The 14,087-nt window shown below is 54.6% G+C and carries 11 protein-coding genes; 10 read left to right on the forward strand and 1 reads right to left on the reverse strand.

Translation table 11 applies throughout. The features are described from left to right. The first annotated feature begins 68 nt into the window (after positions 1 to 68). From QN215_RS01700 to QN215_RS01735, 8 genes are all read left to right on the forward strand, one after another. A complete protein-coding gene (locus QN215_RS01700) occupies positions 69 to 719 on the forward strand; it encodes an endonuclease III domain-containing protein (protein ID WP_369344418.1) in 651 nt (216 codons plus the stop codon). A gap of 262 nt (positions 720 to 981) precedes the next feature. Beyond that, positions 982 to 2,049 (forward strand): phosphotransferase enzyme family protein, encoded by a 1,068-nt coding sequence (locus tag QN215_RS01705; protein ID WP_369344419.1) that lies wholly within the window; start codon positions 982 to 984, stop codon positions 2,047 to 2,049. Positions 2,050 to 2,158: 109 nt separating this feature from the next. Beyond that, positions 2,159 to 3,667 carry an amino acid permease gene (locus QN215_RS01710; RefSeq protein WP_369344420.1) on the forward strand — a complete coding sequence of 503 codons (1,509 nt, stop codon included), beginning with the start codon at positions 2,159 to 2,161 and terminating at the stop codon, positions 3,665 to 3,667. 131 nt (positions 3,668 to 3,798) lie between these two features. Further along, positions 3,799 to 5,163 (forward strand): aspartate aminotransferase family protein, encoded by a 1,365-nt coding sequence (locus QN215_RS01715; RefSeq protein ID WP_369344421.1) that lies wholly within the window; start codon positions 3,799 to 3,801, stop codon positions 5,161 to 5,163. Between the two features lie 197 nt (positions 5,164 to 5,360). Further along, on the forward strand, positions 5,361 to 6,176 hold the full coding sequence (locus QN215_RS01720; RefSeq protein WP_369344422.1) for a GntR family transcriptional regulator: 816 nt from the start codon (positions 5,361 to 5,363) through the stop codon (positions 6,174 to 6,176). 100 nt (positions 6,177 to 6,276) lie between these two features. Beyond that, a complete protein-coding gene (fbaA, locus tag QN215_RS01725) occupies positions 6,277 to 7,311 on the forward strand; it encodes a class II fructose-bisphosphate aldolase (RefSeq protein ID WP_369344423.1) in 1,035 nt (344 codons plus the stop codon). A 124-nt stretch (positions 7,312 to 7,435) separates the two neighbouring features. Next, positions 7,436 to 8,737: an adenylosuccinate synthase gene (locus tag QN215_RS01730; RefSeq protein ID WP_369344424.1), complete on the forward strand. Its 1,302-nt coding sequence runs from the start codon at positions 7,436 to 7,438 to the stop codon at positions 8,735 to 8,737. Between the two features lie 44 nt (positions 8,738 to 8,781). Beyond that, entirely contained in the window at positions 8,782 to 10,059 is a 1,278-nt protein-coding gene (locus QN215_RS01735; protein WP_369344425.1) for a LacI family DNA-binding transcriptional regulator, read from the forward strand. Positions 10,060 to 10,169: 110 nt separating this feature from the next. Here the strand turns inward: QN215_RS01735 and QN215_RS01740 are convergent, their stop codons facing one another. After that, positions 10,170 to 10,343 (reverse strand): hypothetical protein, encoded by a 174-nt coding sequence (locus tag QN215_RS01740; RefSeq protein WP_369344426.1) that lies wholly within the window; start codon positions 10,341 to 10,343, stop codon positions 10,170 to 10,172. A 694-nt stretch (positions 10,344 to 11,037) separates the two neighbouring features. Between QN215_RS01740 and QN215_RS01745 the strand changes: the two genes are divergently transcribed. Together QN215_RS01745 and ilvC are read left to right on the forward strand one after the other, a co-directional pair. Beyond that, complete coding sequence (locus tag QN215_RS01745) at positions 11,038 to 12,333, forward strand: MFS transporter (RefSeq protein ID WP_369345023.1); 1,296 nt, start codon at positions 11,038 to 11,040, stop codon at positions 12,331 to 12,333. Positions 12,334 to 12,723: 390 nt separating this feature from the next. Next, positions 12,724 to 13,782 carry a ketol-acid reductoisomerase gene (gene ilvC / locus QN215_RS01750; protein ID WP_369345024.1) on the forward strand — a complete coding sequence of 353 codons (1,059 nt, stop codon included), beginning with the start codon at positions 12,724 to 12,726 and terminating at the stop codon, positions 13,780 to 13,782. The last annotated feature ends 305 nt before the right edge of the window (positions 13,783 to 14,087 follow it).

The raw sequence follows: 14,087 nt of genomic DNA on the forward strand, positions 1-14,087 counted from the left end.
CTTCGTTATCATGGAGCGGTGTATTTTCGAGCAATGTATTATGGAGCAATGCTCAGGGGGAGACGGAAATGGAAAGCAAGCTGTTCTCTCTCTATCAGACATTGCATGAGCGGTATGGCGACGCTCATTGGTGGCCGGCAAAGACACCATATGAAGTGATGGTTGGTGCGATTCTGACGCAGAATACAGCCTGGACCAATGTTGACAAGGCGCTGGACAATCTTCGCCCAGACAGGCTGCAGCCTGAGATCATTGCGCGAATGCCCATGGATGAACTGTGCGATGCCATACGTCCTGCGGGATTCTTTAACCAGAAGTCGAAATATCTGAAAGCCATGACCGCATGGTTTGCCCGATACGATTACGATGTCGAAACGGTGCGCCGCCATCCGCTGAAGCAATGTCGAGCTGAATTGCTCGCAACCAAAGGCATTGGGCAGGAAACGGCGGATAGCATCCTGCTGTATGCGTTTGACGAGCCGACCTTTGTCGTGGATGCATACACGAATCGTCTTTTCGATCGCATTCCCATCAAGGCAGGCAAGAACAATAGGGAAATCAAAGCATTTTGCGAGTCGCAGCTTCCCGCAAGCGCCGAACTGTACAACTCGTTCCACGCCCTGATCGTGACCAACGCAAAAGAGCATTGCCGCAAACGGCCACTGTGCGATACCTGCCCATTATTCACCCAATGCTCCAAAGTAGGCGTCCTGCTCTGAAATACCGCCATACGAAACGGCGTCCACAACGCGCAGTTTCTTTTCGACGCAAGCCACCCAGCCGAAATGAGCCATTAATATTCGACCCATGCTTCTTAACTCCTCTGTAACAGACTGACCGCGATTCTACCTGTCAGCTCTGCAAGAATTCAATGCATTGATGGTGTACACGCGTACATTTCAACGCCACATATGTGGGCATATGCGGATTGATGACCATGCACCATATGCAATGAATCATCTGGTAGAGATCGGAGAAGCAATGTCAGAAGTAGCACATGTTCTCGATGAACCACAGCAGTCGGTCAGTTTGAATGCCTTCAGCAGCCTTTCCAAAGGTGATCCGGCTCCCTTCTGGCTGTTCCAAGGCGTCTGCGCGATTTGGGGGCTGCAGAAATCCCTCACCACTCTGGATCTGATAACCGTTTCGGAAAATGCGACCTTTCTGCTCAAGATAAACGGCGCAAACGAAGGTGTCGTTCGCGTTTCGCAACCCGGCTATGTGGGAGGGCCAGAGGCTGTCGCATCCGAAATACTGTGGCTCAACTCGCTTCATGATGTCGCTGGAATCAATCTGATCGATCCAGTGCCGACCATACGAGGCACGTTCGTGGGCACGGTTCGTGATCGCAACGATGTCGGCTGGACGGTCATCTCCACCAAGTTCGTCAACGGAACAATGCTGGAAGATCTTGACAACCCAGCCCCGTATTACACGACAATCGGATCGTGGGCGGCAAAATTCCATGAACAATCTCGACACTGGAAGAAGCCCTTCGGCTTCCGCCGTTTCAATTGGGACATTTCGAACATGGTCGGACCTTCGCCCCGCTGGGGCAGGTGGGAAGATGCGTCGCTCACACCAGAGCAGCACGCCCTGTGTGAACAGGCGCTATGGAAAGCCATGGACGTGGTGATGAAAACCCCGCGGAATCCTCAAACATGGGGGCTGATTCATGCAGATCTACGACCGTCGAACATCATCAGAGACGACGATGGAACGTTAACCGTCATTGATTTCGATGATGCGGGATACAGCTGGTATCTCTACGACTATGCTTCCTCGCTGAGCTTCATAGAGCACATGCCCTATGCTCCCGATCTTGCGAAATCATGGATAGCCGGCTATGAAAGCGTTGCCGGTGCCTTTGATGACCGGCAGATAGAAGTCATGTCTGCCCTCTCCATGATTCGACGATTGCAGATGCTCGGCTGGACAACCAATCACCGCGAAGATGCGCTACCCCAAGAACTCGCGACAACGCAGGTCAGTGGAACTGTCGATTGCGCCCATCGTTATCTGGAGGACTCCCGATGGTTGCTCAGATAACCCTAATCCATGATGGCATTCCTCGTCTCGAAGCCGCTGGCAGGCACCCGAGGATGACGGCCATCCGAACACAAGCGAAGCATAGCAACAAGAAAAGGTGGTGAGGAGTATGTCGGTAATAACCGCAGACGATACTTCAAAGGAAGTCAAAGGGGCTGGTGGCGTCACCTATGTGACCACAGACAAGGACTATTTCAAAAAACGACAGCTGAGTCGAACCACAGGAGCATTTGGACTGTGGGCAATCGGCATATCAGCCGTTATCTCTGGTGATTTCTCCGGCTGGAATGGTGGCATCCTGCAAGCGGGCTGGGGTGGCATGCTCATAGCTGCCATCGTGGTGTTCATCATGTACGTGTTCATGCTGAACTCGATCAGCGAAATGGCATCAGCAATGCCGCACACAGGAGGCGCTTACTCATTCGCCCGAGCTGCGATGGGTCCTTGGGGCGGTTTCGTAACCGGCCTTGCTGAAACCATCGAATATGTGATGACCGCCGCCGTCGTCGTGTATTTCTCTTCCGCATACGCCGATGCCATCCTGAACGATCTTGTCGGATTCTCCTTCGACTCGCACGGTTTGATGTGGGTGTGGTGGCTTCTCCTATACGTGGTCTTCGTGATTATCAATTGGGTCGGTGCCAAAACCTCATTCAGATTCGCGCAGGTCGTCTCAATCGCAGCGCTCGCCATCGTCGCCATTTTTGGCATCGGCGCATTCGTGGCAGGCAAGGTCAATTTCGGCAGTCTGCTGAACATGGGTGCCACAGCGGGAAACTCGTCCTTCCTTCCATTCGGCGTGCAGGCAATCTTCTACGCGATGCCCTTCGCAATGTGGCTGTTCCTTGGAATCGAGCAGCTTCCACTCGCCGCCGAAGAAGTGCGCGACCCAGAACGCAACATTCCGAAGTCATCGCGACTTTGCATTCTCACGCTTGGCATTTCAGCACTGGTCATCGTGTTCCTGAACCCGGCAGTCGTCGGTTCCAAGGCGCTCTCGTCGTCAGACGAGCCGTTGCTTGACGGCTATCGCGCCATTCTTCCGGGCAATCTTGCCGCAGTGCTTTCGGCCTTTGCTCTTATCGGCTTGCTGGCATCGGTGCAGGGCATCATGTTCGCATATGGCCGCAATCTGTATTCGCTGTCGAGAGCGGGATATTACCCTGCCTTCCTCTCCCTCACCGGCAAGAAGAAGACACCTTACTGGGGACTTATCGTTGGAGCGGTCTTCGGTTTCGCAGCACTGTTCATCGTGGCCTATGGCGGGTCAGGAGCCGGTTCCGTGGTGCTGAACATCGCAGTGTGGGGAGCGGTTCTGGCCTATCTGCTGCAAATGGTCTCATTCGTTATTCTTCGTAAGAAGATGCCACAGATCAAACGGCCATTCACGAGCAGTTTCGGCAGCACCGGAGCCATCATTGCCGGAATCGTCTCATTCGTCATTTTCGTCGCGGTGCTGTTGAATCCTGACTATAGGCTCGCGGTTTACGTGATGGTTGCCATATATGTGGTCGCATTGCTGTTCTTCGCATTGTATGGCCGCAAGCATCTGGTGCTGTCTCCAGAAGAGGAATTCGCCGCATCAGGAGGTCAAAGCGAATACCGGACCGAGAACTGAGTGCAACGCACTGGGCATAACGCATAACGCACTAGGCACTAGGCACAAGGCGTTAGGCATGAAGCACAGGGCAGCATCGCAATTTTCCCAAGTAACTTCTCACAACTGATAACTCAAGAATCGAAGGAATCATGGCAGTCCGCTCAACGATTATGGATACGAATAGTTTTCGACCGGAAATGGAGAGCGCACTCGATCCGCAAACGCGTCAACTCACGCGAGAACGTGCGGTGCTCGGGCCTGCGTATCGTTTGTTCTATCGCAAGCCCGTGCATCTGGTGAGGGGAAGAGGAAGCCACCTCTGGGATGCAGACGGAGTGGAGTATCTGGATGTCTATAACAACGTGGCATCCGTCGGGCACTGCCATCCTCGTGTTGTCGAGGCGATAACCAGACAGGCTTCGATGCTGAACACGCACACCCGATATCTGCATGAGAACGTGCTTCATTATGCAGAAGACATCCTCTCGACCATGCCCGATGAAGTCAACCGCATCATGTTCCAATGCACCGGATCCGAAGCCAATGATCTAGCCATTCGTGTCGCCCAGTCATATACGGGCGGCGAGGGCATCATCGTCACGCATGAGGCGTATCACGGCAACTCGGCACTCACATCGAAGCTCTCACCAGCTCTGGGAACGGCACAGACCTTGGGACTGAAGATGCGCATGATACCAACCCCCGACACCTATCGTGTTGACATAGACGGCCAGATTGCCAATCAGTGCAGCCCCGAGGTCTTTGGCGGTTGGATGGCCGACCAGCTCGCTCAGGCCGTTGCGGACATGAAGCGTCATGGCATCAAGTTCGCTGCCTTCCTCGCCGACTCGATATTCTCCTCCGATGGCGTGTATCCCACGCCGACCGGCTACCTCAAACCGGTCATCGACAAGGTTCATGAGCTGGGAGGCGTCTTTATCGCTGACGAGGTGCAGCCCGGCTTCACTCGAACCGGCGATGCCTTCTGGGGCTTCCAGCGGCATGGCGTGGTTCCTGATCTGGTGACTTCTGGCAAGCCCATGGCCAACGGTCTGCCAACGTCGCTCATGGCGGCACGAGCAGAGGTTCTGGAACCTTTTGCCTCTTCGATTCCCTACTTCAATACCTTCGGAGGCAATCCCGTATGCATGGCGGCAGCACAGGCCACCCTTGACGTGATGCGCGACGAAGACACGATGGGCAACGCCAAGAAAGTCGGCGCCGTATTCATGAAGGCGCTGAAGGAATTTCAGGCGACGCATGGGTGCATCGGTGATTTGCGAGGCGCAGGGCTCTACATCGCCTGCGAAATCGTGAAGCCGGGAAGCAAGGATCCCGATCAGCGCAAGGCCTTGGACATTCTTGAGTCTCTGCGAAGCAACCGTGTGCTGACCTCGGTATGCGGCCGCTACGGCAACATTCTCAAGCTTCGCCCACCACTGGTATTCAGTGAGGACGATGTCGATTGGTTCTCCACTGCCTTTGAGAAAACCCTCAAGGAATGCGGTGAGTAGGAGCTTCGAAGCACCTTCGCGAAGTCCATGCCAACGGTCGGACGCATACCGGTGATGGTGCATGAAACTCCCGGCAAAGCGGCAGACCGTGACGCATTTCGAAACCTAACCCTAGTAACTTCATGGGAATAACGCGACGTTTGTCGGATGCGGGTGAGTCACGGTGCGACCTTGGGACTCACGAATCCTGCAATCCCGTGAATGAAGGTGGTGACAATCCGATGGGTTCATCGGCTCATATGGCATCGAATCCTCAGCGTAGGCTGACTCAGCTGGACAACGTTCGGCTATTGCGCAATCTGATTCATGAGCATGAGCTGTTGCCTGGCGAACGACTCGGATCGGAGCGTGAAATTTCCGCGCAGCTGGGCATCACCAGGGCGGATCTGAGAATCGCGCTCGCATCAATGGAAAAAACTCATGAAATCGTCCGGAGGATAGGTCGTGGCGGGGGAATCGTCATTTCAGACGAACGGCTTGAACGCAATATCAATACCCTCGAGTCATTGCCGATGATTGCCCGTCGCCAGGGCAGAATACTGCATTCCAAGGTGCTTTCCGCAGTCATCGAAGCGGCATCCGCCTCCGACATTCGTCTGCTTCAACTGCAGCGGTATGTTCCCGCATCAATTCACAACATCTATCACATCACGCGTCTTCGCTTCATCGACGGCAGACCACTGTCCTTGGAAACTTCGCGACTGCCGTCCGACCTTTTTCCGGGGCTGCTGAACAAGGATCTGACAACATCCTTCTATCAGCGGTTTGAAGAGGATTATGGGGTGCATCCAGCTGAGGTCGATGAAACCTTGGAGATCATTCAGGCCGATGCAACATACGCAGAGCATTTGCAGGTGGCCGAGGGCACGGCTCTGGTGAGAATCAGGCGCATTGCGAAGGTTGCGACTGGACGACCCTGCGAGCGGGCAATCGACGTGTATATCGCTTCACGCATGCGTTTCGCCATGCACCATTCCGGCTATGTTCGGCTATCGGCAACGTCAAGCAGTTGATGCCGACCATTGACATTGCATGAGCAAGGTGTGGGGTCAGGTTGCGCAAGCACATTGCATGAGCAATGGTGCAATGCCGATATGGGGGGATAATGGGGCTATGACGGTTGCGACTCCAGAGCGCTATGCGCACATGCTTGATTCCGCGAGGCAAGGCGGCTACGCCTATCCTGCAATCAATGTGACCAGCACTCAGACCTTGAATGCCGCGCTTCAAGGCTTCAGCGAAGCCGAGTCCGATGGCATCATTCAGGTGTCAGTCGGCAGCGCGGCTTACCTGTCCGGCCATGTGGTCAACGACCGCGTTGCCGGATCGATAGCGTTCGCCAGATTCGCGCATGAGATCATCGGGCATTACCCCAATATCACGGTTGCCTTGCATACAGACCATTGTGCCGTGCAATATCTCGATGAGTGGGTGCGTCCGCTGCTCCGGTATGAAGCCGATCAGGTGGCACACGGCGAGGAACCGCTCTTCCAGTCGCATATGTGGGACGGCTCCACGATACCGATTCATCAGAACCTTGCCATTGCCAGGGAGTTGCTTGCCAAGTCGGTGAAGGCGCGCACGATGCTTGAAATTGAAATCGGGGCGGTTGGTGGCGAAGAAGACGGCCAAAGCGCTGCCATCAACGATTCCTTGTATTCCACGGTCGCTGATGGCAAGCGAGTCGTTCGTGAGCTCGGCCTTGGTGAAAACGGCCGATACATGGCCGCCTTCACCTTTGGCAACGTTCATGGAGCATACAAGCCAGGATTCGTGAAATTGCGGCCAGCACTGCTCAGGGAAATCCAAGAGGGCACTGCCGCATCCCTGCCCGGTTTCAAAGGGAACAAGCCTTTTCTACTGGTGTTCCATGGTGGTTCCGGTTCTCGCCTCGAGGAGATAGCGGAGGCTGTCTCGTATGGGGTCGTGAAGATGAACATCGATACCGACACGCAGTATGCCTTCACCAGGGCAATCGCAGGCCACATGTTCAAGAATTACAATCAGGTGCTCAAGGTTGATGGCGAAATGGGCGACAAGAAGCTGTACGATCCGCGATCATGGGGACGTGAAGCCGAAGATGCGATGTCGCGGCGCGTGGTCGAGGCGTGCAAGCAACTCGGCAGCGCCGGGAAAGCCTTGCGTTGAGCGCCATCCAGCGCAAGGCGGGTAGTTGTCTATGTTGCGCTTCTCATGCTGAACTACTCCATGCTTTGGGGTAGTCTCGTCATGGCGGAGGACTATGCCGCTGCCGCACGTTATGGAGGTGCATATGCCTGGAATAGTTCTTGTTGGAGCTCAATGGGGCGATGAAGGAAAAGGCAAGGCAACTGATCTTATTGGCGACAAGGTTGACTATGTCGTTCGTTTCAATGGCGGCAACAATGCTGGTCATACCGTCGTCGTGGGCGACGAGACGTACGCGCTGCACCTGCTGCCATCAGGCATCATCCATCCGAATGTGACCCCTGTTATCGGCAACGGTGTTGTCGTCGATCCAGAGGCGCTGTTTGCCGAACTTGACGGTCTCGAAGCACGCGGGGTCGATTGCAGCAACCTTCTGGTGAGCGAGTCCGCTCACATCATCGCTCCCTATGACCGCACCATCGATAAGGTGAGCGAACGTTTTCTTGGCAAGCACAAAATCGGTACGACAGGCCGTGGCATCGGTCCTGCATATGCCGACAAGGTCAACCGCGTCGGCATCCGCGTTCATGACCTGTTCAACATCGATCATCTTCGCGACAAGGTCATCGCGAGCCTGCATCAGAAGAACCAGATGTTGGTGAAGCTGTACAACCGCCGCGCCATTGACGTAAATCAAACCGTGGACGAGCTTGCATCCGTCGCAGATCGCCTCAAGCCATATGTGGCGAATACGTCACTGATCTTGAACAAGGCGCTTGACGATGGCAAATCCGTGCTTTTCGAAGGCGGTCAGGCAACCATGCTTGATGTCGACCACGGCACATACCCATTCGTGACCTCATCGAATTGCACAGCGGGCGGCGCATGCACGGGCAGTGGCGTCGGCCCGACAAAGATTTCGCGCGTCATCGGTGTGTCCAAGGCCTATATCACCCGCGTCGGCGAGGGGCCATTCCCAACCGAACTCGACAACGAGCAGGGCGAATGGCTGCGTCAGCAAGGTCACGAGTTTGGCGTAACCACTGGCAGACCTCGTCGTTGCGGATGGTTCGACGCCCTGGTGAACCGATACACCGTGCAGGTGAACGGATTGACCGATATCGTGCTCACCAAGCTGGACGTACTGACAGGACTGGAAACCATTCCATTCTGCGTTGGATACAATGTCACGATGGCCGACGGCTCTCGCGTGCGCTGCAATGACATGCCCACCGATCAGGCCGAATTCGCCTCTGCAACTCCTATTTACGAGGAAATGCCAGGCTGGAGCGAGGATATCGCAGGAATGCAATCCTTCGACCAGTTCCCGCAAAACGCGCAGGATTACGTGCATCGTCTCGAGGACCTCTCGGGTTGCCGCATCTCTGCCATCGGTTCAGGCCCTGGCCGCGATCAGATAGTGTCCATTCATTCCCTTATCGGGTAGGCTCCACTATCGATTTGCGCTAGACATGAAAAGAGGCGATGCGCATGGTCGGCATGCGGGATGTTGCGCGCAAGGCCGGAGTGTCCCTCAGCACTGTTTCTTTGGTCGTTAATGACACTGGCTATGTTTCCGATGAGATGCGTGCTCGCGTCGAATCGGCAATGAAACAGTTGAGCTATGTCCCTCGCGAATCTATCAGGAATCCTTATCGTGTACGAAGCAACACGGTTGGCGTAATCCTGCCGACCGTCCAACATCCGTTCTTTGCCACCATGCTTGAATCCTTGCAGAAGGCTCTTTACAGGCGTGGGCTACATACTCTGCTGTGCATTGCTGCAGGCACTGATGCAGACAATGATTCGAGCGCTGATGCAGGTGTGGAACAATACGTTGGCATGCTGAAGCGCCATCTGGTGGATGCCATCATCATGGGTGCCCATACTTCGCGTGATGAAGGGTACTGGACTGCCATCAAACGACCGATCGTGGCGTTTGACCGCTATCTTGGTGACGGGATTCCTTCTGTCGGTTCTGACCACGAGCAGGGCGGGGAGCTGGCTGCCATGATGTTTGCACTTTCTGGGGCGCGACATGTGGTGGTTCTGGGCGGTCCACGCTCTCAGCTTGAGAATGCCGCGCAGAGCCAGAGCGGGCTGAACGCTTCGGGTGCTGCTTCTCGCAAGCTGGCAGCGGATTCTCCGGCCAGATATCAGATAGCGCTTGAAGAAACCTTGGACAGCACAGGAATCCGTCACGATTACATTGAGATTGCAGACCTTGCGAAGATTCAGGAATTCGCGGATGCTGCCCGTTCCGTTCTGGAACGTTTTCCCGATGTCGATGCAATTGTGGCACCGGATCTGGCTGCCGCTCTCTGCGTTCAGGAGGCCATGCGTAGGGGCTTCGTCGTGCCCAGTTCCTTACAGATACTTGCATATGACGGCACCTATGCCACTGATGCAGCGGGGCTGCGCATCACGAGCATTCTTCAGGGATTCGATGCGATTGCCGAACGCATCGCAATGCGCACCGTAGAGCAGATAGAGCGGTATCAGCCTGAACGCGTGTCCAAGCTGCGGCTCGGTTCTTCTGATTCTTCTGATTCTTCTGATTCCTCCAACGGTTCTGTCGGCAGTTCTGCAATCGGCTCTGCGACTGGTTCTGCTATACGCGGCAGCGATAACGATACTGTCATTGTTCCCGAGCCAGAGGCCGCAGGCATTGGCGACCTGATTCCCATGAAGGTCAAGATCGGAGAAACCACGCTCTGGAACGACGCAATTCGTGAACTCTTGGATGGATCGCGGCCACAAACCGATTGAGAGCCTGCTGAGTCGTCTGTGATGCACGCAAAAGCGACTGAAATATTCGAGAATTCGAGTTTTGCGGCAATGCTGGAGTATAAGCTTCAATATTTGGCTTTCTGGTGACGCTATTTCAACAATTTTTCGCCTGTATATTCCGAAATTGCCGCAAAACTCGCAATGCGTGCTGACACGAGAGTGGAAAACTGTGCCTGACCTGCTTGAGCCGCGGGGGTGACCAGAACTTCTTCACCGAAACGGGAGGGATATCTGGTTTCAACAGGGCGTTCGGTTCTTTGCATGGTCTTTTCGGCATTGGTGTGAGGCTGAGGCAGTAATTCCGGCACGTACAGTTCACAGCGTATCGTGTCCCGCAATGCCCAACGCTGTCCACTATTTGGACATGGGTTGCTTCTGCCGTGCAAGGGTCCTACCTTCATAACCATTCAAGGCAAGAACGTCAAGAGAAATAACGTCTTGATATTTACAGTGAGGAGGTCCACATAATGAGAAGCATGTTAGCATTCCATCCCGTGGTTTCCTCCAACATTATTGCGCTGCCGATTCGAATTATTAACCCGTCATTCTTGACGGACTGAATCCAGCATAAAACACTGTTCGGCCCCGTTGAGAAGCGGGGTAGAAAACAGCGAGCAGTGTGTTCCAGCGTTCCTGAGAGTTCGAATCAATCCATGTCAGTGATTCACATGTTCTCATCTTACGAACAACAGCAAATCTCAATATCTGAGAAATGTATCAATATCTGGAATTCATGGCATCATATCTTCAACCTCGTATCTCAATGAAGGCTCTGGTCCGACTGAAAGCCAGTCGTACCAAAGAAACTGAGGAGATGAAGTGATGACAGCAGTCAACCAGACTGTTCAATCCGTCGGGGACGCCACGACAGTAGGTGTCAATGCAGGGTATGATACGACGGCTTCAACTGCAGCAGGACATGCAGCAACGCATTCGCTCGCCGACAGACTCAAGTCAATGAGCCGCGATTCGGTCAAGACGGTCATTGGGGCATCAATGGTCGGCACAGCCATTGAGTTCTACGATTTCTATGCGTATGGCACAGCGTCCGCAAACTACTTTCCGAAGCTGTTCTTCCCGGAAACCAACGGAACCGTAGCTCTGCTGGCATCCCTGCTCACCTTCGCAGTGGCCTTCGTCGCTCGCCCGGTCGGATCGCTGGTGTTCGGGCACTTCGGCGACCGTCTTGGTCGCAAGGTCACGCTCGTGGTTTCCTTGCTCACCATGGGCTGCGCAACCGTTCTGATTGGCGTTCTGCCCACATATGGTACCTGGGGAGTGTTCGCCGTCGTTGCGCTCTGCCTCTGCCGCTTCGTGCAAGGCATCGGTCTTGGCGGCGAATGGTCCGGTGCGGCGCTTGTCGCGACTGAGAACGCCCCTGAGCATCGTCGTGCGCTGTACGGCTCTTTCCCGGAACTTGGTGCACCAATCGGCTTCTTCCTTTCGAATGGCACGTTCTTCGTACTCGAAATGTTCTGCGCACCCGATCAGATGATGAGCTGGGGCTGGCGCGTTCCATTCCTGCTTTCGTCGGTGCTCGTACTCGTCGGACTTGCCGTGCGCGTCACGATGGAGGAAACCCCAGTATTCCGTCTCGCACTCGAACAGAAGAAGGTCGTAAAGGCCCCGCTCGTCGAAGTGTTCAAGAAGAGCTGGAAGCAGGTTCTCCAGGCCACATTCCTCGTCGCCGTCACCTATACGCTTTTCTATACGCTCGCAACATGGTCGCTCGCCTTCGGCACAAAGTCCACCGCGCAAGGCGGTGGCGGACTCGGCTTCTCGACCAGCGAATATCTGCTCATGCTCATGGTCTCCATCGTGGTCTTCGCAGCGTTCATCGTGCTCTCGTGCGTCTACGCAGACAGAGTCGGCCGCAAGCGCGTTCTGGTCGCAAGCTCAGTCGCATTGCTGGTATTCAGCCTGCTGTTCCCATACTTGCTCATGGCACATCACAACACATTCCAGGTCATGACATTCCTCTGCGTCGGGTTTGCGCTCATGGGCATCGCGTTCGGACCTATCGGCGCATTCCTTCCGGAGCTATTCGAAGCGAATGTCCGCTATTCGGGCGCAGGAATCGGATACAACCTTGCAGCCATCGTCGGTGCTGCATTCGTGCCGACAATCGCAACGTGGCTTTCCACCCACTGGGGCGTGCGTTCAGTCGGCGTCTACCTTGCGGTGATGGCGGCGTGTTGCTTGGTGGCGGTGCTTTCCTGCCACGAGACCAAGTCCGTCGATTTCGCACAATAACAAACACACATACTTTGAACAGAGCGGATTTTTCCGTGGTTGCGCAGTGATTGTGCAAGGAATTCCCGGTGATTTCGCGGTGATTTCGCGGTTATTTCGTGACTGTCTCGCAAGATTCGCACTGTTGAAAAGGGTTCGACATGACTCGCATTGACAATACAATCCCAAAAGGAATGTTCGAAATGTGAGTCGTGGAGCGGTTCGCTGGAAGAGTCGGGTACAATCAAGAACGGCTACCATAAGACTTTACTTCGGTAACGGCCACACGGGACAAAATCTCGTAGCGTCAACCGACTAGCGACGACATTTAGTACACGACAACCAATGGCATGGCGGCAATTTCTAACCTGCCCACAACCAATAAGCATTCACATTACAAGGAGTACATATATAATGGCAGCACAAATCTGGTATGAAAAAGACGGCGATCTCTCAGTTCTCGCGGGCAAGAAGGTGGCCATCATCGGCTACGGCTCACAGGGCCATGCCCACGCGCTGAACCTTCGCGATTCCGGAGTAGATGTGGTTGTTGGCCTGCGCCCAACCTCAAAGTCCGTTGAATTCGCCAAGGAACAGGGTCTTGAGGTCAAGTCGGTACCGGAAGCGACCGCTGAGGCGGATGTCGTGATGATTCTGGCACCAGATCAGTACCAGCGCACCATCTGGGATAAGGACATTGAGCCAAATCTCAAGGAAGGCGCAGCAGTCGCCTTTGCACACGGCTTCAACATCCACTACGGCTATATCAAGCCTTCTGCAGATCATCCAGTGTTCATGGTTGCGCCAAAGGGACCAGGCCACATCGTTCGTCGTGAATATGCCGCCGGCCGTGGCGTGCCCGTGGTCGTCGCAGTCGAGCAGGATCCACGTGGTGACGGCTGGGCAATCACCTTGGCATACGCCAAGGCGCTCGGTGCACTGCGCGCAGGCGCTATCAAGACCACCTTCAAGGAAGAGACCGAGACCGATCTCTTCGGCGAGCAGGACGTGCTCATGGGTGGTATCAACCATCTTGTCGAGACCGGTTTCGAAGTGCTGACCGAGGCTGGATATCAGCCAGAAATCGCATACTTCGAGGTCTGCCACGAGCTCAAGATGCTCGTCGATCTCATGAACGAAGGCGGCCTGAACAAGGCACGCTGGAGTTGCTCCGACACCGCACAGTATGGCGATTACGTTTCCAAGGTTGTTGACGAGTCCACCAAGGACCGCATGCGCTACCAGCTGGGACGCATCCAGGACGGCTCCTTCGCCAAGGAGTTCATCGACGATCAGGATGCAGGCGCACCAAAGTTCAAGGAACTTCAGGAGAAGTACTCACACGAGAAGATCGAGGAAGTTGGACCGAAGCTCCGCGCCATGTTCTCTTGGAACAAGGGTGAGGCTGCCGATGCCGATGAGGCACAGTCCTTCACTGGCAAGATCGCCCGCGCACAGGTTCAGGAGTAGGCTTCAGCCACTCTCAGCCTCGTGGACTTGAACGCATATGGTTTTCAGCGCTCTTCTTCGGGATACAGATTCTAGGTCGCGGTGCTGAGCGTGCAAAGCTGAAAGTGCAGTATCAAGTGTCGAGAAGAGGGGTTGGTGTCTGAGCATAGACTCAGACACCAACCCCTCTTTTGCGGTTTCCAATGCTTGAATTTCGATTCTTGAGGTCGAACTTGCGAGTTTTGTTGCCTTTTCTCAGTATCAAAGCTCCAAAACGGCTTCATATCGATCATATGACAATGATTTCAGCCCATGCTAATGGAAAA

This window comes from Bifidobacterium sp. WK041_4_12, from assembly GCF_041080795.1.
Lineage (GTDB): Bacteria > Actinomycetota > Actinomycetes > Actinomycetales > Bifidobacteriaceae > Bombiscardovia > Bombiscardovia aquikefiricola.

Bases quoted from the DNA above. Each gene is read 5' to 3' on its own strand.
- QN215_RS01700 (WP_369344418.1), top strand. From the start codon at position 69: ATGGAAAGCAAGCTGTTCTCTCTCTATCAGACATTGCATGAGCGGTAT.
- QN215_RS01705 (WP_369344419.1), top strand. From the start codon at position 982: ATGTCAGAAGTAGCACATGTTCTCGATGAACCACAGCAGTCGGTCAGT.
- QN215_RS01710 (WP_369344420.1), top strand. From the start codon at position 2,159: ATGTCGGTAATAACCGCAGACGATACTTCAAAGGAAGTCAAAGGGGCT.
- QN215_RS01715 (WP_369344421.1), top strand. From the start codon at position 3,799: ATGGCAGTCCGCTCAACGATTATGGATACGAATAGTTTTCGACCGGAA.
- fbaA (WP_369344423.1), top strand. From the start codon at position 6,277: ATGACGGTTGCGACTCCAGAGCGCTATGCGCACATGCTTGATTCCGCG.
- QN215_RS01730 (WP_369344424.1), top strand. From the start codon at position 7,436: ATGCCTGGAATAGTTCTTGTTGGAGCTCAATGGGGCGATGAAGGAAAA.
- QN215_RS01735 (WP_369344425.1), top strand. From the start codon at position 8,782: ATGGTCGGCATGCGGGATGTTGCGCGCAAGGCCGGAGTGTCCCTCAGC.
- QN215_RS01740 (WP_369344426.1), bottom strand. From the start codon at position 10,343: ATGCAAAGAACCGAACGCCCTGTTGAAACCAGATATCCCTCCCGTTTC.
- QN215_RS01745 (WP_369345023.1), top strand. From the start codon at position 11,038: ATGAGCCGCGATTCGGTCAAGACGGTCATTGGGGCATCAATGGTCGGC.